17 protein-coding genes and 1 tRNA gene are annotated in these 20,047 nt (G+C 31.6%); 16 read left to right on the top strand and 2 right to left on the bottom strand.

Annotation, left to right across the window (positions count from 1 at the left end):
• Positions 1–91: 91 nt before the first annotated feature.
• The 12 genes from FBF20_RS07720 (at position 92) to putP (ending at position 16,054) form a co-directional block, all read left to right on the top strand.
• On the top strand, positions 92–805 hold the full coding sequence (locus FBF20_RS07720; protein ID WP_079005335.1) for a molecular chaperone TorD family protein: 714 nt from the start codon (positions 92–94) through the stop codon (positions 803–805).
• On the top strand, positions 780–971 hold the full coding sequence (locus FBF20_RS07715) for a twin-arginine translocation signal domain-containing protein (protein WP_002851537.1): 192 nt from the start codon (positions 780–782) through the stop codon (positions 969–971). Before FBF20_RS07720 ends, FBF20_RS07715 begins: the two co-directional genes overlap by 26 nt.
• Entirely contained in the window at positions 971–3,775 is a 2,805-nt protein-coding gene (locus FBF20_RS07710; RefSeq protein ID WP_010891941.1) for a formate dehydrogenase subunit alpha, read from the top strand. Before FBF20_RS07715 ends, FBF20_RS07710 begins: the two co-directional genes overlap by 1 nt.
• The gene (gene fdh3B, locus FBF20_RS07705; RefSeq protein WP_002851264.1) at positions 3,772–4,413 is read left to right on the top strand and encodes a formate dehydrogenase FDH3 subunit beta; all 642 of its coding nucleotides are present in this window, start codon (positions 3,772–3,774) and stop codon (positions 4,411–4,413) included. Before FBF20_RS07710 ends, fdh3B begins: the two co-directional genes overlap by 4 nt.
• Positions 4,410–5,342, top strand: a complete 933-nt coding sequence (locus FBF20_RS07700; protein ID WP_002851174.1) for a formate dehydrogenase subunit gamma — start codon at positions 4,410–4,412, stop codon at positions 5,340–5,342. Before fdh3B ends, FBF20_RS07700 begins: the two co-directional genes overlap by 4 nt.
• Positions 5,343–5,508: 166 nt before the next feature.
• Complete coding sequence (fdhD, locus tag FBF20_RS07695) at positions 5,509–6,291, top strand: formate dehydrogenase accessory sulfurtransferase FdhD (protein WP_002851178.1); 783 nt, start codon at positions 5,509–5,511, stop codon at positions 6,289–6,291.
• Complete coding sequence (locus FBF20_RS07690) at positions 6,284–7,021, top strand: winged helix-turn-helix domain-containing protein (RefSeq protein ID WP_002822570.1); 738 nt, start codon at positions 6,284–6,286, stop codon at positions 7,019–7,021. The genes fdhD and FBF20_RS07690 overlap by 8 nt, the downstream gene beginning before the upstream one ends.
• Positions 7,022–7,130: 109 nt before the next feature.
• Positions 7,131–9,233, top strand: coding sequence for an aspartate chemotaxis receptor CcaA (ccaA, locus tag FBF20_RS07685; RefSeq protein ID WP_002851362.1), 2,103 nt, complete (start codon positions 7,131–7,133; stop codon positions 9,231–9,233).
• A 110-nt stretch (positions 9,234–9,343) separates the two neighbouring features.
• Positions 9,344–9,916, top strand: coding sequence for a sulfurtransferase-like selenium metabolism protein YedF (yedF, locus tag FBF20_RS07680; RefSeq protein ID WP_002851218.1), 573 nt, complete (start codon positions 9,344–9,346; stop codon positions 9,914–9,916).
• Positions 9,917–9,925: 9 nt separating this feature from the next.
• Complete coding sequence (selD, locus tag FBF20_RS07675) at positions 9,926–10,948, top strand: selenide, water dikinase SelD (RefSeq protein ID WP_077409355.1); 1,023 nt, start codon at positions 9,926–9,928, stop codon at positions 10,946–10,948.
• Between the two features lie 130 nt (positions 10,949–11,078).
• On the top strand, positions 11,079–14,567 hold the full coding sequence (locus tag FBF20_RS07670; RefSeq protein ID WP_002851452.1) for a proline dehydrogenase family protein: 3,489 nt from the start codon (positions 11,079–11,081) through the stop codon (positions 14,565–14,567).
• A 17-nt stretch (positions 14,568–14,584) separates the two neighbouring features.
• Positions 14,585–16,054: a sodium/proline symporter PutP gene (gene putP / locus FBF20_RS07665; protein ID WP_002851539.1), complete on the top strand. Its 1,470-nt coding sequence runs from the start codon at positions 14,585–14,587 to the stop codon at positions 16,052–16,054.
• Between the two features lie 15 nt (positions 16,055–16,069).
• Here the strand turns inward: putP and yedF (FBF20_RS07660) are convergent, their stop codons facing one another.
• Both yedF (FBF20_RS07660) and yedE read right to left on the bottom strand, forming a co-directional pair.
• Positions 16,070–16,297: a sulfurtransferase-like selenium metabolism protein YedF gene (gene yedF, locus FBF20_RS07660; RefSeq protein ID WP_002855447.1), complete on the bottom strand. Its 228-nt coding sequence runs from the start codon at positions 16,295–16,297 to the stop codon at positions 16,070–16,072.
• A 3-nt stretch (positions 16,298–16,300) separates the two neighbouring features.
• A complete protein-coding gene (gene yedE / locus FBF20_RS07655; RefSeq protein ID WP_002858372.1) occupies positions 16,301–17,509 on the bottom strand; it encodes a selenium metabolism membrane protein YedE/FdhT in 1,209 nt (402 codons plus the stop codon).
• Between the two features lie 139 nt (positions 17,510–17,648).
• Here yedE and FBF20_RS07650 point away from each other — a divergent pair.
• The 4 genes from FBF20_RS07650 (at position 17,649) to FBF20_RS07635 (ending at position 19,960) form a co-directional block, all read left to right on the top strand.
• Positions 17,649–17,746, top strand: a tRNA-Sec gene (locus tag FBF20_RS07650).
• A 27-nt stretch (positions 17,747–17,773) separates the two neighbouring features.
• Positions 17,774–19,024, top strand: coding sequence for an adenylosuccinate synthase (locus FBF20_RS07645; protein ID WP_002851458.1), 1,251 nt, complete (start codon positions 17,774–17,776; stop codon positions 19,022–19,024).
• On the top strand, positions 19,021–19,449 hold the full coding sequence (locus FBF20_RS07640; RefSeq protein ID WP_002797496.1) for a flagellar export protein FliJ: 429 nt from the start codon (positions 19,021–19,023) through the stop codon (positions 19,447–19,449). The genes FBF20_RS07645 and FBF20_RS07640 overlap by 4 nt, the downstream gene beginning before the upstream one ends.
• Positions 19,442–19,960 (top strand): MotE family protein, encoded by a 519-nt coding sequence (locus tag FBF20_RS07635; protein ID WP_002851265.1) that lies wholly within the window; start codon positions 19,442–19,444, stop codon positions 19,958–19,960. The genes FBF20_RS07640 and FBF20_RS07635 overlap by 8 nt, the downstream gene beginning before the upstream one ends.
• The last annotated feature ends 87 nt before the right edge of the window (positions 19,961–20,047 follow it).

Genomic DNA, 20,047 nt, shown 5'->3' with positions numbered 1-20,047 from the left:
TTAAAAATCGGCTTTAAAATGAATATTAGGTATATTTTGCATAATATTCATTCAAGCAAAATTTAAAGCTATTTTTGAAAATTTTGAATGCATGGAAGCTTTAATGGATTTGGAAAAATTAAGATTAGCTAGAAGTCTTTATTATCAATGTCTAGGAGAGCTTTTTGTTTTTTCATTTTCTGAAGAAAGATTGTCAAAATTACAAGAGTATTTAAAGACAATGCAAGAATGTTTATTTGATGAAAATTTAAAATCAAATTTTGATATCTTGCTTAAGCATTTAGATGATGAAAATTCTATACAAGCATTTTTTAAAGAATATGATTTGCTTTTTTTAAGTCTTAAAAATAGCATTCCAACGACTTTTTCTTACATAGAAGAAGGTTTTGAAAATTCAAATCCTTTACTTTGCGTGCGTCAAATTTTAGTCAAAAGTAAAATAAGACGCAATGAAAAATTTTTTAAAGAAAGTGAAGATAGTGTTGGATTTTGTTTATTGTTGATGAGTGAATTTTTAAGGCAAAATGAAGATGATTTAGCCAAAGAGCTTTTTGAAAAAGTGATCAATAAAAGCATTGATGAGTTTTTAGGCGATGTTTTCATGAATAAAAATGCGAATTTATATAAGGAAATTGCAAGTATTGCATCGGCTTTTATGGAATTTGAAAGACTTTGCTTTGAAGTGGAAAAACCTGCAAAAATAAATTCTAAAAAAGTGCAAAACGATCTATCGCGTTCAGAATTTTTAAGAAGAGAAGCAAATAAACAAAGGAGGACTCGTGAAAAATCGCAGGGAATTTCTTAAAAAATCCGCTTTTGCCTTAGGGGCTGCTGGAGTGCTTGGTAGCACAACTTTAGCTCTAGCTAAAGATGAAGAAAGAAAAGATTTAGTTAAAGGTAAAAGTAAGAAAAAAGAAGTGCTTTTTCAAAGAAGTGCTAATTGGGAAAATTATTATATAAAGGCTGAGTAATGTCAAGTGTAGGTGAAAATATCAAGCTTACGCGTCGTTCTTTTCTTAAAATGGCAGCACTTTCAAGCCTAGCAACACCGTTGCTTGCTAGAAGTGAAACTTTAAGAGAAGCGAGTGCTGATGAGCTTAAAGAAGCTTATGAAGGTAGTAAAAAAGTAAAAACAGTTTGTACAGCCTGTTCTGTAGGCTGTGGGATTATTGCAGAAGTGCAAAATGGTGTTTGGGTGCGTCAAGAAATCGCTCAAGATCATCCTGTGAGTTCAGGTGGACATTGCTGCAAGGGATCTGATATGATCGATATGGTGCGTTCACATGTGCGTTTAAAATATCCTATGAAAAAAGAAAATGGAGAATGGAAACGCATAAGTTATGAGCAAGCTTTAAGTGAGATCGGAGAAAAACTAGCTGCTTATCGTAAAGAAAATCCTGAAAGTGTTATGTTTTTAGGTTCTGCAAAACTTAATAATGAACAAGCTTATTATATAAGAAAATTTGCAGCATTTTTTGGAACGAACAATGTAGATCATCAAGCTAGAATTTGACACAGCGCAACAGTCGCCGGTGTGGCGAATACATTTGGTTATGGCGCTATGACAAACCATCTTGGAGACATCCAAAGAAGTAAATGTATCATTATCATTGGAGCAAATCCAGCGGTAAATCACCCTGTGGGTTTTAGACATTTCTTAAAAGCAAAAGAAAAAGGTGCAAAGCTTATCGTTGTAGATCCTAGATTTACAAAAAGTGCAGCAAAAGCGGATATTTATGCAAGAATTCGTCCAGGAACTGACATTGCTTTCATGTATGGAATGTTAAAAATCATTTTTGATGAAGGCTTGGAAGATACAAAATATCTTGATGAAAGAGTTTTTGGAATTGATAAAATTCGTGAAGAAGCAGCAAAATGGACAGTTGAAGAAGTGGAAAATGTTACAGGGATCTCTAAAGAACTTTTGGTGCAAATCACTCACGAAGTAGCTAAAAACAAACCAACTACGCTTATTTGGGCTATGGGTTTAACTCAACATACTGTAGGAACTTCAAATACACGTTTAGCACCTATTGTGCAAATGGTACTTGGAAATATAGGTAAATTTGGTGGTGGAGTTAATATCTTACGCGGACACGATAATGTTCAAGGTGCTTCAGATATGGCTTGTTTGAGCGAAAATTTACCAGGTTATTATCCTTTAAATGAAGCGACTTGGAGATACTATGCCAAAATTTGGGGTGTGGATTATGAGTGGCTTTTAGGAAATTTTGTAAGCAAAGATTGGATGCATAAAACTGGGCTTTCACTTGCTAGATGGTGGGCAGCGGCTTTAAATGGAAAAGATGGAAATGATGCTATCGATAATGCAGGAACGCCTTTAAAAGCTTTAGTAGTTATGGGAAATGGTATTACTTCGACTGCACAACAAGTAAAAGTTAAAGAAGGTTTGGAAGCTTTAGAGCTTTTAGTTTTAGCCGATCCTTTTGTAAATGAAGCAGGGATTATTGCAGAAAGAAAAGATGGAATTTATCTTTTACCTGCAGCAACACAGTTTGAAACAAGCGGAAGTGTAACAGCAACAAATCGTAGCGGACAATGGAGATTTAAAGTTGTAGATCCACTTTATGAAAGCATGGAAGATCAAGAAATTTTATTTGAGCTTGCTAAAAAATTAGGTTTTTATGAAGACTTTACCAAGACTTTACGCGATGAAAAAGGTGAGATTGTTTGGCCTGAAAATGCAACAAGAGAAATTGCAAAAGCAGTTAGAAGTATAGGGCTTAATGGTTGGAGTCCTGAAAGGCTTAAAAAGCATACTTTATACTGGGATAAATTTGATGAGGTAACTTTAGAAGGAAAAGACGAAGTTGCTGGCGAGTATTACGGGCTTCCTTGGCCTTGTTGGAGTGATAAGCACCCAGGTTCTCCTGTGCTTTATAATACCGACATTGAAGTAGCAAAAGGTGGTATGGGCTTTAGAAACAATTTTGGACTTGAATATGAAGGAGAGAGTTTACTTGCTAAGAATGCACCTTTAAATTCACCTATTGATACAGGTTATCCACAAATTACTAAAGATAATATAGAAAAAGTTTTAGGTATTACTTTAAGTGCTCAAGAAAAAGAAAAAATGGGATCAACTTGGTCTTATGATGATAGCAATATCATAGCAACTAAATGTATAGAAAAAGGCATAGTTCCTTATGGAAATGCTAAAGCTAGAGCTGTAGTTTGGACTTTTAAAGATAAAATTCCACTCCACCGTGAGCCTTTACATTCTCCAAGAAACGATTTGGTGCAAAAATATCCAAGTTTTGAAGATCAAAAAGCGCTTTACCGCGTGGATACTAAATTTGTTTCTGTGCAACAAGCTAAGGATTATTCTAAAGAATTCCCGCTTAATCTTGTTACTGCAAGACTTGTGAATTTAAATGGTGCAGGTATGGAAAATAGAGCATCTATGTATCTAACGCGTTTAACACCTGAAATGTTTTGTGAGATCAATCCTGAATTAGCAAAAGAGCAAGACATTAAAGCAGGAGATATGATTTGGGTGCATTCTCCAGAAGGTACTAAAATTCATGTAAGAGTGAAGGTTAATCCAGGTGTAGCAAAAGATATGATTTTCTTGCCTTTCCATTTTACAGGAGTTATGCAAGGCGTGGATTTAACGCACAATTTCCCAGAAGGAACTAAGCCTTATGCAAGCGGAGAAAGTGCTAATACGGTAACAAATTATGGTTATGATATCATGTGTCAGATTCCAGAGACTAAAGGTGGACTTTGTAGAATCAGTAAGGATGGAAAATGAGTAAGGTAAATTTTGCAAATTTAGAAAAAGAACGCTTGAAATTCTTTTGTGATAATGAGCGTTGTATTGATTGTAATGGTTGCGCGGTAGCTTGTGATGAAGCACATGAGCTTCCTATTCATATTCGCCGCCGCCGTGTGATTACTTTAAATGAAGGAATTCAAGGAAAAGAAGTTTCAACTTCTATTTCTTGTATGCATTGTGATGATGCTCCTTGTTCTATCGTTTGTCCTGTGGATTGTTTTTACATCCGTGCTGATGGTATTGTTTTGCATGATAAAGAAATTTGCATAGGTTGTGGATATTGTCTTTATGCTTGTCCTTTTGGTGCACCACAATTTCCAAAAGATAGTGTTTTTGGAAATAAAGGCATTATGGATAAATGTACTATGTGTGCAGGTGGCCCTGAAGCAACGAATTCAGAAAAAGAAAGAGAACTTTATGGTCAAAATCGTATCGCAGAAGGAAAAGTCCCTGTATGTGCTGCGATGTGTTCGACAAAAGCACTTTTAGTAGGTGAAAGTTCTAAAATAGAAGAGATTTATCATAATAGACTTATGAATAGAAATTATGGCATTCCAAATCCTTCGGAAAGTTTGGAATGGAAGATTGCTTACACAGGAAAGGAACGCTTATGAGAAAAGTATTTGTAACGCTTTTATTAAGCGTAGTGAGTTTATTTGCTTATGGTAGCGAGAGAATGGGACAAGATACTCAAATTTGGGATTTTCATCGTATTACAAATATCCCAAATTATGATACTTTTGGCAAACTTTGGACAACTTTGCAAGGTGAATATATAGCTACTATAGCTTTAATCGCTGTTATTGCGGTATTGTCTGCATTTGCTTTGCATTATATGGTTATAGGACCTAAGCAATTTTCACACGATGGAAAGAAAATTTATGCTTTTACATTATTTGAAAGACTTTTTCATTTTATCGCAGCGATTTCTTGGGTGATTTTAGTGCCAACTGGTTTTGTGATGATGTTTGGAGAAGTTTTTGGGGGTGGAGTTTTTGTAAGGGTTTGTAAAAATTTACACGCTTTTGCAACGATTTTGTTTATCATCTCTATAATCCCTATGTTTTTATGCTGGATTAAAAGAATGCTTCCTGCAAGTTATGATATCAGATGGATGATGATAGTAGGTGGTTATTTAAGTAAAATCAAACGTCCTGTACCTGCAGGTAAGTTTAATTTTGGTCAAAAATCTTGGTATTATATAGCTGTATTTGGTGGATTTTTGATGATAATTACAGGTGGATTTATGTATTTTCTTGATTTTAATTCCACGGCAATTCAAGGTCTTTTTGGTTTAACTCAAATTGAACTTTTGAGAATTTCAGCTATAGTGCATAATTTCTTGGGTATAGTGTGTGCAGTGTTTTTTGGTGTGCATATTTATATGGCAGTATTTGCAATCAAAGGTAGTATCCATTCTATGATTAGTGGTTATAAAGAAGAAGAAGAGGTTTATATTTTACATTCTTATTGGTATAAAGAATTAAGCAATAAAAAGCAAATTGAACCTAGTTTTTCTTATGATCCTAATGTGAAAATTTAATCTTTAACCGCTATGTTATTACATAGCGGTAGTTTTAAGCTTTTTTGAAATAAATAGAACGAATTTTCTTTTATAAGTTGAATCTAAAATCTATTTTTCCATATATAAATTTGTTATTTATGTTTTTTTGATATAATATTATTTAAAGATATTTAAAGGATAAGGTATGGATCCGTTATTTACAACTCAAATTTTAAAATATAAAGGTGATGAATCTTTTACATGCAATGATACTTTAGTGCGTGAAATTAAGCTTGAAATTTTTATTAATGATGAAAAAGTAGGTGCTTTAATGGCAACTCCTGTAGATGAACAGGCATTAGCAATAGGATATTTAATGAGTGAAAATATCATTGCGAAAGTAAGCGATATTGAGAGCATAGAAACAAAAGATGATGGTATGAGTGTGCATATTAAAGCAAAGATTGATAAAGAAAATTTAGCAAAGCTTAATGCTGAAGGTGTAGTTATAAGTGGTTGCGGTAGAGCACATACTGCCAATATCGATCCAGAAGCTATTGAAGCGAGTAAAATTAGTTCTGATGCAAAATTTAGCAAAGATGAAATTTTAAAACAAATGAGTACTTTTTATACTCAATGCGAGCTTTACGAGAAAACAGGCTGTGTACATACGGCTAAGCTTTTTGTAGATGAGAAAACTTTTTTTATAGGTGAAGATATAGCTCAGCATAATACCATAGATAAAGCTTTAGGAAAAGCGTGTTTAGCTGGGGTTGATTTAAGTCAATGTTTTTTAATGGTTAGTGGAAGGCTAAGTTCTGAAATGGTAGCTAAAGCAGTTATGCATAAAATTCCAGTGCTTGTTTCACGCACGGCTCCTACTTGTTTAGGGGTTATGATAGCAAGAAAATTTGATTTAACGCTTTGTGGTTTTGCTAGAGAAAATAAGATCAATATTTATAGTGGAGAATTTAGAATTCATGGATAAAAATCAAGAAAAAGAAATCATCTCATATATGAGAGAATTGTTAAATAGCAATGAAAAATTAGATTGTGGTACGGCTTTTAAAATTGCAAAGAAATTTAATATAAATATAGAAAAAATCGGACAATTAGCCGATGAAAATCACATGAGAATTGATAATTGCGAGTTGGGGCAATTTGGACATTTAGATTTTGAAAAAGCAAAGATTGAAGTGCTTAAAAAAATAGAACCTAGTTTAGATGAAAAGCGTAGAATTTTTTGTAAAGATGCAAGAGATATTGCTAAAGAAGGTTGTGGACTTAAAAGTATGCGTTCAGCTTTAAAAACTTATAAGGTTGATGTAAAGTATTGTCAACTTGGTTGTTTTAAAGAAAAAAAAGGTAAGCAATTTATAGTAAGAACAAAAACTTGGATTGAAAATGCGGATGGAGATTTGCTTTTTGGTCGAGGAAAAACAGAACTTTTAGAACTTATCGGACAAACAGGTAGTTTATTACATGCTTCTAAACTTATGGGGATTAATTATAAAAAAGCTTGGATGCATTTACAAACCTTACAAAAAAATTCTCAAGAAATTTTAGTTAGCACAAGACAAGGACGCTCTAAAGAATCAGGAACAAAACTTACTCCTAGAGCTATGGAATTGATGGAAAATTACTCTATTTTGCAAAAAGACATAGAAGAATACGCTAATAAACGCTTTAAAGAATTGTTTTTAAAAGGAAAAAAATAAATCTTCTATCAAAAAATACTAATACATAATTTTTTTATAATTAATTAATATTATTTTTTTAAAAATATGTTAAAATTAGAATCTAAATTTTTATTTTAGGAGTTATAAGATGTTTAAATCTTTAAATATAGGTTTAAAACTTATTTTTTCTGTGGCAGCTGTTGTTGTTATTGGACTTGTTATTTTAATTTCATTAATCACAAAACAAGTAAGTCAAAATATTACCAAAAATACAGAAGATATTCTTGCTTCTATCACGAAAGAATATGCTACTCAAACTCAAGGAATTTTTGGGGAAATGATCGCTTTAAATAAAAGTATTTCAGGTACTTTAACAGAAATGTTTAGATCAACCTCTAAAGAAGATTTAGATATAGACAATATAACAAATATTATAACCAATACTTTTGATAATAGTGCTTATTCTAATTTTACTTATTTATATCTTATTGATCCGCCAGAATACTTTAAAGAAGAGAGTAAATTTTTTAATACTCAAAGTGGAAAATTTGTTATGCTTTACGCTGATGAAGAAAAGGATAATAAAGGCGGAATAAAAGCAATACAAGCTAGTGATGAAATAGCTAATCTGCAAGTTGTGCAAGATATATTAAAAAAAGCAAAATATGGGGAAAATAAAGTATATATAGGCCGTCCTATTAAGATGAATTTAGAAGGTCAAGATTTTGATGCTGTAAATGTTGCTATACCTATTTTTGATCGAAAAAATCAAGTTGTAGGTGTCATAGGCATGACTTTAGATTTTTCAGATATTGCTACTTATCTTTTAGACCCTAAAGGTCAAAAATATGATGGTGAATTAAGAGTTCTTTTAAATTCAGATGGTTTTATGGCGATACATCCAAATAAAAATCTAGTTTTAAAAAATTTAAAAGATATCAATCCTAATAAAGGTGCACAAGAAACTTATAAGGCCATAAGTGAAGGAAAAAATGGAGTTTTTAACTATATAGCTTCTGATGGTGATGATTCTTATGCTGCGATTAATAGTTTTAAAGTGCAAGATAGTTCTTGGGCAGTTTTGGTAACTGCTCCTAAATATTCAGTATTTAAACCCTTAAAAAAATTACAATTAATTATTCTTGGTGCATCTTTTATTTTTATTTTTGTTGTTTTAGGAGTGGTTTATTATTGCGTAAGAAAAATTGTCGCATCTAGATTGCCTGTGATTCTTAGTTCTTTAGAATCATTTTTCCGTTTTTTAAATCATGAAAAAATTGAACCTAAGGCTATTGAAATTCGTGCTAATGATGAGCTAGGAGCAATGGGAAGAATCATAAATGAAAATATTGAAAAGATTCAAATATCTTTAGAACAAGATCAAAATGCTGTAGATGAATCGGTGCAAACTGCTAGAGAAATCGAAAAGGGTAATTTAACTGCAAGAATTACTAAAAATCCTATAAATCCTCAATTAGTAGAACTTAAAGATGTTCTTAATAGGATGCTTGATGTTTTACAAAGTAAAATTGGTTCTAATATGAATGAAATTAATAGAGTTTTTGATAGTTATAAGGCTCTTGATTTTAGTACAGAAGTATTTAATGCTAAAGGTGAAGTTGAGATTACAACTAATATTTTAGGCAAAGAAATTAAAAAGATGCTTTTGGCTTCTTCAAATTTTGCTAAAGATTTAGCCAATCAGTCAGAAGAGTTAAAAAATTCTATGCAAAAACTTGCTGATGGCTCTAATGCACAAGCGAGTTCTTTAGAACAATCGGCTGCAGCTGTGGAGGAGATTAATTCTTCTATGCAAAATGTAAGTGGAAAAACAGTTGAGGTTGCTTCACAAGCTGATGATATAAAAAATATTGTCAATGTGATTAAAGATATCGCTGAGCAAACGAATCTTCTTGCTTTAAATGCAGCTATTGAAGCTGCACGTGCTGGAGAACATGGGCGTGGTTTTGCAGTTGTTGCAGATGAGGTAAGACAGCTTGCGGAAAGAACAGGAAAATCCTTATCTGAAATCGAGGCAAATATTAATATACTTGTTCAAAGCGTAAATGAAGTAGCAGAATCTGTAAAAGAACAAACAGCAGGAATCACACAGATTAACGATGCTATAGCACAACTTGAAACTGTAACTAAGGAAAATGTCGAAGTTGCAAATGTCACCAATAATATAACAAATGAAGTCAATCAAATTGCTGCGGCAATTCTTGAAGATGTGAATAAAAAAAGATTTTAAAAAAGCTCATTTTTGAGCTTTTAAATTTTTTCTATATTATTTAAAATTTTTAAACACAAAACAAGTAATAAAATAATATTATTTTTCAAAGCTAATATCAAGGAAAAATAATGAAAATTGATTGTCGCAATCTATCTTGTCCTCAGCCTATAGTTGAAACAAAAAACGCTCTTGAAAAACTTCAAGAAAATGAAATTTTAGAAATTGTTTTAAATTCTATTATTTCAAAAAATAATGTTGTAAAATTTCTTAACTCTTTAAATTTAAACCCTGTTGTAGATGAAAATGCACAAGAGTTTTGCATCAAAGTACAAAAAAAGAATTTTGATTCTAGTGAAGTAAATATTCACGATTATAATGTTTTATTTTTAAAAACCGACAAAGTGGGTGAGGGTGAATTGGGACAAAATTTACTTGTAGGATTTTTAAGTACCTTAAAAAATTTAGATCATGCTCCAAGTAAAATTCTTTGCGTAAATGAAAGTGTTTTAATCAATGTTGATGAAAATCATAAAGCACATTTAGCTATGAAAGAACTTGAAAATTTAGGTATTGAGATCATAAGTTGTGGAGCTTGTCTAGAATTTTTTAATAAAAGCAAAGAACTTAAAATAGGAAATATAGGCAATGCTTATGAAATTTTAAACGAGCTTTTTGGTAAAGCAAAAATCATTACTCTATAAGGAAAAACACTGCAATATAAAAATCAAAATTTAACGCATTTTGTTAAAGCAGCAGGCTGAGCAGCGAAATTAAGCCCGGGTGGTCTTAAAACAATTTTAAATTTCATGCAAAAAACTCCTGCTTTACTTAGTGATATCGGAAATAATGAAGATGCAAGCGTATATCAAATCAGCCCCGATTTAGCTTTGGTGCAAACGCTTGATTTTATCACTCCTATAGTAGATAGTGCTTATCATTTTGGTGCTATTGCTGCAGCAAATGCTTTAAGCGATGTTTTTGCTATGGGTGCAGAGGTAATTAATGCCTTAAATATAGTAGGTTTTGATACTTGCAATCATGATTTAAACATCTTAAAAGAGCTTTTAGAAGGTGCAAATGATAAAGTTAAAGAATGTAATGCTTTAGTCGTGGGTGGCCATACTATAGAAAGCACCGAGCTTTTTTTTGGACTTAGTGTTACAGGAAAAGTACATCCTAGTAAATTTATTGCTAATAATACTTCTAAAATCGGAGATTGTATCATTTTAACCAAGCCTTTAGGAACAGGAATTTTAAGTACAGCTTTAAAGGCGCAAATGTTAAATCAAAAACATTTAGATATAATGCTTAAAAACATGATAGAGTTAAATTATAAAGCCAGTCAAATTGCTCTTAAATTTCATCCAAGTGCCATGAGTGATGTTACAGGTTTTGGACTTTTAGGACATTTAAAAGAAATGCTAAATAAAAATATTTCTTTTGAAATTTTTGAAAGTGAACTTCCTTTTTTAGATGGAGTAAAAGAGTATTTTAATATGGGTTTAATTCCTGCTGGAGCTTATAAAAATTTAGAATTTATAAAAGAACTTACCCCTGATTTAAATGAAGAAAAATTATTACTTTGTGATCCACAAACTTCAGGAGGACTTTTAATTTCTATAAGTGAAAAAGATTCCTTAGAATGTTTAAAAAAACTAGAAGATGAAAATATTCAAGCTAAAATTATTGCTAAGGTTGTAAATAAGCAAGAAAATGATATTATCATTTCTTAATTTTTGTTACTTATATACCCATTAAAATTTTTTTTATCATTTTTTATACATTTTCTATGATTTAAAATATTATTTTTTATCTTATTTATATATTATTTATTAAAATTTATTTTATCTTAGGAGATACGAAATGATACAAAAAGCTTTAGCCTTAGCTGAAGAATTACAAGGACAAATAGAAGCCAATATTTCAAATTCTGAAAAAGAATTTCATGCTAAAATGCAAAAACTTCTTAATAATCCCAAAAATAAAGTTATGCTTATAGAGCTTTTAGATCGTTCTTTTAGATGTAAAGATAAAAATGCAAGTTTTGAGCTTATAGAATATACTTTGAGTAAATATGGCATAGCGGATTTTTTTAGTACTTTTGAAAAATTCCTACTTTTTAGCTTTTTAAATTTTGGCAAATTTGCTCCTAATTTAAGTGTACCTTTTTTTGTCAAACATTTAAGAGAAGATACTAAAGCTATGGTTCTAGATGCAAATCCTAGTGTTTTAGAACCACATATTAAGAAAAGAAAAGAGCAAGATAAAATTACCTTAAATGTGAATTTAATCGGCGAAGAGGTTTTAGGTGAAGCTGAGAGTAAATATCGTATGCAAAAATACGAAGAAGCCTTAAAATCAAGCTATATCACTTATATTTCCATAAAAATTACTACTATTTTTTCACAAATTAATATTATAGATTTTAATTATTCTAAAGAAGAGGTCGTAAAAAGACTAGATTATCTTTATGCTTTAGCCTTAGAAGAAGAGAAAAAACAAGGTGTATCTAAATTTATCAATCTTGATATGGAAGAATTTAGGGATTTAGAGCTCACCGTTGCAGCTTTTATGGAAAGTGTGGCTAAATTTGATATTAAAGCAGGGATTGTTTTGCAAGCTTATATTCCTGATTCTTATAAGTATCTTAAAAAACTTTTTGCTTTTTCAAAAGAGAGGGTTTTAAAAGGTATGAAGCCTATTAAGATCCGTTTTGTTAAGGGTGCTAATATGGAAAGTGAAGAAACCATTGCGTCTCAAAGGGGTTGGGAGCTTCCTACTTTTTACAAAAAAATAGATACTGATAGTAATTATAATAAAATGCTTGATTTTATTCTTGAAGGAGATAATTATAAATACATCAACATAGGAATTGCAAGTCATAATATCTTTGAGATTGCTTATGCTTATACACGCATAAGTGAAGTGGGTGCTTTGGATTCTTTTACTTTTGAAATGCTTGAAGGTATGAGTTTGCAATGTTCTTATGAATTATCTAAAATGCATGATCTAATCCTTTATGCCCCAGTTTGCGATGAAGCACATTTTAACAATGCCATTGCTTATCTTGTAAGACGCCTTGATGAAAATACAAGTGAAGATAATTTTATGCGTTATTTTTTCAATCTTAAAGTAGGAGATAAGAACTGGAATATCCAAAAAGAACTTTTTTTAAAATCTTTAGAAGGCATAAAAACTCTTGATAATACTACACATCGTAAGCAAGATAGAAATAAAGAATCAAATATCATAAGTTCTTATGAAGGTAAAAAATTTAGCAATGAAAGCGATACGGATTTTATTTTAGCACAAAATAGAGTGTGGGCTAAAGAAATTAAAACTAAATATGAAAATTTAAAAGATTATGATGTTTATCCTGTTATAGGCGAACTTGATTTTAAAGCAGAAAATTTAAATGTTTTAGAAGTTAAAGATAAGATCGAAGATAGAGTTATAGGAAAGGCTTATTTAGCAGGAGAAAAAGAAATCAAACAAGCTTTAGAAGTAGCTAAAAATTCCAAATTTACACAAAAAAGTCATGATGAAATTTATCAAATTTTAGCCAAAAGTGCAAAACTGATGAGAGAAAGAAGAGGGGATTTGATAGGTTTGGCAGCTTTAGAAGTGGGCAAAACCTTTTTAGAGATCGATCCTGAAGTAAGCGAGGCTATTGATTTTATAGAGTTTTATCCGCACTCTTTAGAAGAGCTTAAAAAACAAAATCCAAAAGTTACATTCACACCTAAAGGTATAGGGGTTACCATAGCTCCTTGGAATTTTCCTATAGGAATTTCAGTAGGTACTATAGCTGCACCACTAGCCGCAGGTAATGTGGTGATTTACAAACCTTCTTCACTTTCAACTCTAACAGGTTATATGCTTTGTAAGTGTTTTTGGGATTCGGGTATTCCAAAAGATGCTTTGATTTTCTTACCTTCAAAAGGAAGTGATATTTCTAAATATTTACTTATTGATGAAGCGATTAAATTTTCAATTCTTACAGGAGGAGAGGATACTGCTTATGCCATGTTAAAAGCTAATCCAACCTTGCTTTTAAGTGCTGAAACTGGCGGAAAGAATGCGACTATAGTTTCTAAATTTGCTGATCGTGATAGTGCGATTAAAAATATCATTCATTCTGCTTTTAGCAATAGCGGTCAAAAATGTTCAGCTACTTCTTTGCTAGTCTTAGAAGAAGAGGTTTATCATGATGAAGAATTTAAAAAGACTTTAGTGGATGCTGCGAGTTCTATGGCAGTGGGCAATCCTTTTGAATTTAAAAATAAATTAGGTACTTTAGCTGATAAGCCAAGTTCTAAAGTTCAAAAGGCCTTAGATGAATTACAACCTTATGAAGAATGGGCATTAAAACCTAAGTTTTTAGAGGATAATCCTTATTTGATGACTCCAGGCATAAAATATGGCACTAAAAAGGGTGATTTTACTCATATGAATGAACTTTTTGTACCGATTTTAAGTGTGATGAAGGCTAAAGACTTAAAAGAAGCTATTGATATAGTAAATTCCACAGGTTATGGTTTAACTGCAGGTTTTGAAAGCTTAGATGAAAGAGAATGGGAGTATTTTCACACTCACATAGAAGCAGGAAATATTTATATCAATAAACCAACCACAGGGGCTATAGTGCTGCGTCAACCTTTTGGTGGGATTAAAAAATCAGCTATAGGTTTGGGTAGAAAAGTGGGAATTTATAATTATATCACTCAATTTTTAGAGATTAAGCAAGAAGATTTTGATGATCATTTAATTGAAGATAAATTTTCAAAAAAATTAGCACAAATAGATTTAAAAGAAGCACAAGATTTTATAAACAATTTAATTAAAATGTCTCAATCTTATGCTTATCATTATAAAAACGAGTTTAGTGTTTCAAAAGATTATGTCAATATTCGTGGAGAAGATAATCTTTTTTCTTATACTAAAATAAAGAATATGGTTTTAAGACTTTGTGGAAATGAAAGCTTAAAAGATGTTTTAGGTGTGGTTTTAGGTGCAAATATTGCAAATATTGATCTAAGTATCAGTTATGATGAACAAGATGTTAGTATGATAGAACGAATTGTTCAAAGCATAGGAGCAAAAGTATTGTTTTTAAAAGAAAATAAAGAAAATTTTATCAAGAGTATTAAAGAATATGAAAGAGTGCGTTATTTAGCAAAGCCAGATGTAAATGATGAGATTTATAAAGAGGCTGCAAAGCTTGCTAAAATCATTATAAGAGAAAAGCCATTATTAAATGGTCGTTTTGAACTTTTAAATTATTTTAATGAAAAAGCTTTAAGTATATCTTTTCATCGTTATGGAAATTTAGGCATTAGAGCAATATCTTAATGATCAAGGAGAGATTGATGGAAGTGGTTCAAATTAATACCCCAATAGCAGTGATGTTTGTAGTGTATGCCTTATTAATGCTTTATATAGGTTTTTATTTTTATAAGCAAAATAAAAATTCAGAGGATTATTTTCTAGGTGGGCGTACTATGGGGCCTGTGATATCTGCACTTAGCGCAGGGGCTTCTGATATGAGTGGTTGGCTTTTAATGGGTTTACCAGGAGCTTTATATGTAAGTGGTTTTATAGATTCTTATATTGCAATTGGGCTTACTATAGGAGCTAGTTTAAATTGGATTTTTGTGGCAAAAAGACTTAGAATTTATACCAGTGTGATTGCAAATTCTTTGACTATTCCTGATTATTTTGAAACTCGTTTTGATGATGATAAACATATACTGCGCATTGTATGTGCGGTGGTAATTTTGATATTTTTTACCTTTTATGTTTCATCAGGGCTTGTAAGCGGAGCAAAACTTTTTGAAAGTACTTTTGGTATCAGATACGATTATGCTTTAACTACTGGAACGATTATTATTGTTGCTTATACTTTTTTAGGTGGATATAAGGCGGTTTGTTGGACGGATATGATACAAGGGCTTTTAATGATGATGGCTTTAATTATTGTACCTTTGGTTATGCTTTATCATTTAGGTGGTTTTGGTGAAGCGATGAATATAGTAAGAGAAATAAAGCCACAAGCTTTATCTATGGGCGAAGGAGTAGGAATTGTAAGCATTATATCTGCACTTGCTTGGGGTTTGGGTTATTTTGGTCAACCACATATTTTAGTGCGTTTTATGTCGATTCGTTCTACTAAAGATATTCCTATGGCCACTTTTATAGGTATTGCTTGGATGGCGGTTTGTCTTTTAAGTGCTTGTATGATAGGTATTTTAGGTATAGCTTATGTGCATAAATTTGAATTAAGTTTGCAAGATCCTGAAAAGATTTTCATCGTGATGTCGCAGCTTTTATTTAATCCTTGGATAGCAGGTATTTTACTCAGTGCTATTTTAGCGGCTATTATGAGTACGGCAAGTTCACAATTGCTGGTTTCAAGTTCTACTATAGCGGAAGATTTTTATAAAAAGATTTTTAGAGAAGATGCACCAAGTCATATTGTATTAAATTTAGGTAAATTAGGTGTTTTATTGGTAGCTGTAATAGCGTTTTTGATTTCTACTGATAAAAACTCAAGTGTTTTGAGTATAGTTTCTTATGCATGGGCTGGATTTGGAGCTTCTTTTGGTTCTGTAATGCTTTTTTCTTTATTTTGGAGTAGGATGACAAGAGTAGGAGCGATCTTAGGTATGATAACAGGAGCTGCTACTGTGGTGCTTTGGAAGAATTTTGCAAATTCAGGTCTTTATGAAATAGTTCCAGGGTTTTTAGTAGCTTCGGTGGTGATTATTATTGCAAGTTTGTTTACAAATGTAAGATCTGGAACTAAGGCAGCTTATGAAAAGATGTTAAAAGAGCTTTGAGAATAAAAGCCTTTTTTAAGGCTTTTGGATTAAAAATCTTAGTGTGGGTCCACTTTGATCGATTTCAAGCACTTTAAAACCACGGTTTTTTGCATCTTGAGGTATGGAATTGATACTTTGTGGACAATCACAAAGTACTTCTAAAATTTCTCCACTTTTAAGCTTAGGTAAGACATCAAGTGTTGCTATAGCAGGATAAGGACAAGCTTCACCTTGTAAATTTAAACTATAAGTAATTTTCACTGTTTATCCTTTAAGTTGATTTTTAAAAAAGTGTTTTTTGTAAAATACTACAAAAACAAACATTAAGATGAATAAAATAAGGTTGATAAAAAATCCATTTAAATTGCCAAATTCAGTTAAAAGATTGATTTTTATACCTTCTTTAAAAGCTTTTGGTAAAAAGTTATAACTTAAAGCTAAAATCATAGTTCCTATTATATTTGCAATTCCTACTATTATAAAATGACTTTGTCCTTCAAAGGCACGATAAGTCCAACCACACTCGCAACCTCCGGCAAAAACTATACCAAAACCAAACAAAAATGCTCCCACAGCTACAGCAGGAGAAAGTTCTATGAGTTTGCTAGTATGACCTTGCAAGATAAAAGCAAAAGCGATTAAAGAGGCGATAATCATACCGATTAATGCGCCTTTTATAGCATTATCTCTACCAAATAAAAATAAATCTCTAAAGCAAGAAGTAAAACAAATTTGCCCTCTAGAAATAACAAAGCCAAAAACAAAACCAAAAATCAGTGCTAAAGCTAGAAGACTTTGTTTGTTTTGTGTGCTGATATTGCCATTTGTAAAAACAAGATAAAACACCCAAACTAAAAAGGCTATGAAAAGCAATATGCCTAAGTTAAAATATAATTTTGTACGCAAACTTTGCTTGTTTAACGGCAAGTTTTCTTTATTTACACGTTCTAATTTAGCTTTAGGTTTAAAAAAGGAAGTGTTGCAAATTTTCACTCCTAGATAAATTCCTAAAACCATAAAAACAGTAAAAAGCCAAGTGTGTAAAGAAAAATAAGGTAAACCTGTAAAAAAATTAGCTAAATTGCATCCAAATGCAAGTCTTGCTCCATATCCTGAAAGAATTCCACCTACTATTGCTTGAAAAATTCTTATATTGCTAGCAGGTAGACGAAATTTGACTTTGTTAGCTAAAAGTGCGGCTACTAAACAACCTATAAACATACCTATGAGCATAATACCATCAGTTCTTGTTAAAGGGGTTCCATTTAAATTTTGCTTTTGGTAATAAGAATATCCATCTAAATTCATACCTAAAAGCTCTAAAAACTCGCCACCCCAACGTGTCATTTCTCCAGTAACAGCCCAAACGCCACCAAAAATCCCAAAATACACTGCACTTAAAATTCCAAGTGCAATCATAGAACGGGAATTGTCCCAAAAATTGATTAAATATTTTTGTTTAAAAGAATTCAAAGAAAGATCCTAAAAATGTAATCATCAAAACTTGATGCTAAAAAAGAGTGAGATTATAGCTTAAATTTAATATGAAGTCAAAAAGAATATTGATAAATTTATTTTGTTTTTCATTAAAAATCGCTATAATTATCACTTTGGAAGATTAGCGTATCTGGTGATCGCCACTGACTTCAAATCAGATGAAAGGATAGTTGACTATTCTTTGGGGAGTTCGATTCTCTCATCTTCTCGCCAATATTAAGTAAAATCAAGGAAATTTTTATGAGCAAAGCAGATATTATTGTCGGCATTCAATGGGGCGATGAAGGAAAAGGTAAGGTAGTTGATAAATTATGTGAAAATTATGATTTTGTTTGCAGAAGTGCAGGTGGACACAATGCAGGACATACGATTTGGGTAAATGGTGTAAGATATGCGCTTCATCTTATGCCAAGTGGAGTTTTGCATCCAAGATGTATTAATATTATCGGAAATGGAGTTGTGGTTTCTCCTGAAGTATTGATTGCTGAAATGGCTCAATTTGAAAATTTAAAAGGTAGATTATATATCAGCGATAGAGCTCATTTAAATTTAAAACATCATTCTTTAATAGACATTGCAAAAGAAAAGCTCAAAGGCAAAAATGCCATAGGAACAACAGGTAAGGGTATAGGACCTTCTTATGCAGATAAGATTAATCGTACAGGACATAGAGTTGGAGAGCTTTTAGAACCACAAAGACTTTGCGAGGCTTTGATAAAAGATTTTGAAGCTAATAAAACTTTTTTTGAAATGCTTGAAATTGAAATTCCAAGTGCTGAAGAATTGCTTGCTGATTTAAAACGTTTTAATGAAATTTTAACTCCTTATATTACAGATACTACAAGAATGCTTTGGAAGGCTTTAGATGAAGATAAAAGAGTACTTTTAGAAGGAGCTCAGGGTTCTATGCTTGATATTGATCATGGAACTTATCCTTATGTTACAAGTTCAAGTACTATTTCAGCAGGCACTTTAACAGGACTTGGGTTAAATCCTAAAGAAGCGGGAAATATTATAGGTATTGTAAAAGCTTATGCAACGCGTGTGGGAAATGGAGCTTTTCCTACTGAGGATAAGGGCGAAGATGGAGAAAAAATTGCGCAAATTGGAAAAGAGATTGGCGTAAGCACGGGACGCAAAAGACGCTGTGGATGGTTTGATGCGGTTGCTGTAAGATATACAGCAAGGCTTAATGGTCTTGATGCTTTATCTTTGATGAAGCTTGATGTTTTAGATGGTTTTGAAAAGATAAAAATTTGTCGTGCTTATGAATATAAGGGTATGGAAATCGACTATATACCAAGTGATTTAGAAAATGTTCAACCTATTTATGAAGAAATGGATGGTTGGGATAAAGTTTTTGGTATAAAAGATTATGATTTATTGCCAGAAAATGCTAAAAAATATATAGCAAGACTTGAAGAGCTTGCAGGGGTTAAGGTAAAGTATATTTCTACTAGCCCTGAAAGAGATGATACTATCATCTTATGAAAAGTAAATATAATTCTGTTGTAAAGGTAAGAAAACAACAACTTGATAAAGCAGAATCAAATCTTAATCAAGCCAAACAAAGACAGCTTGAACATGAAAAAGCTTATGAACTTTCACGCCAAGAGTGTGAAAGTTTAGGCGTATTGCCAAAATCAGGATCTATAGCAGAGTTAAGATCGAATTTAAGTATGGCACAAGTAGGACGCGAGGCTTTGGCAAGAGCTAAGGAGAAAGTAGAACTTTCTAAAAAAGAAATGAATCATTATCAGTTTTTATATCAAAAAGCACATTTAGATTATGAAAAAATGAAGGTTTTAGAAGCCGAGGAAATTAAACAAAAGCAAAAAGAACTTGCCAAGGCTGAAGAAAAATTTTTAGATGAAATTGCAATCAGTCGTTTTTTCAAAGGAGAAAAAGATGATTAAAAAATTTATATTGTTAGTTTTTATTTCAAGTGTAGTTTTTGGAGCTGAACAAGATTGTGAGCAGTATTTTGAAGCTAGAAAAGCTCAAATTGAATTGCAAACTAGAGAATTTGATGAAGCAAGACAATCTTTAGAAGCTTATAAAGCCTCTTTTGAAGCTTTGCAAAAAGAAAGGCTTGAAAATTTAGAAAAAAAAGAGGCTGAGGTTAATGCAACTTTGGCAAAAATTGAAGAATTAAAGCTTGAAAACGCAAGGCTTGTAGAAGAACAACAAAAGATTTTAAATTCAATCAATGATAAAACACAAGGTAGGGTTAAAGAAATTTATTCCCAAATGAAAGATGCAGCCATTGCAGATGTTTTAAGTCAAATGGATGCAGAGGATGCAAGCAAAATAATGCTTTCTTTGGAATCGCGTAAAATTTCAGGTGTTTTATCTAAAATGGATCCAAAAAAAGCTAGCGAGCTTACTTTGCTTTTGAAAAATTTAGATAATAATGCTAGTAATTAGGTGATTAAAATAATGAAAATTTTTCATTTTTAACATTCTTTTACCAAAAATAAGCTATTATTTCAAACATTATCAAATAAAAGGTTT

The sequence above is a fragment of the Campylobacter sp. CFSAN093259 genome, from assembly GCF_012889985.1.
GTDB lineage: Bacteria > Campylobacterota > Campylobacteria > Campylobacterales > Campylobacteraceae > Campylobacter_D > Campylobacter_D jejuni.
Note: the sequence above shows the minus strand (reverse complement) of the source record. Positions and strands in the feature narration are given on the sequence as shown.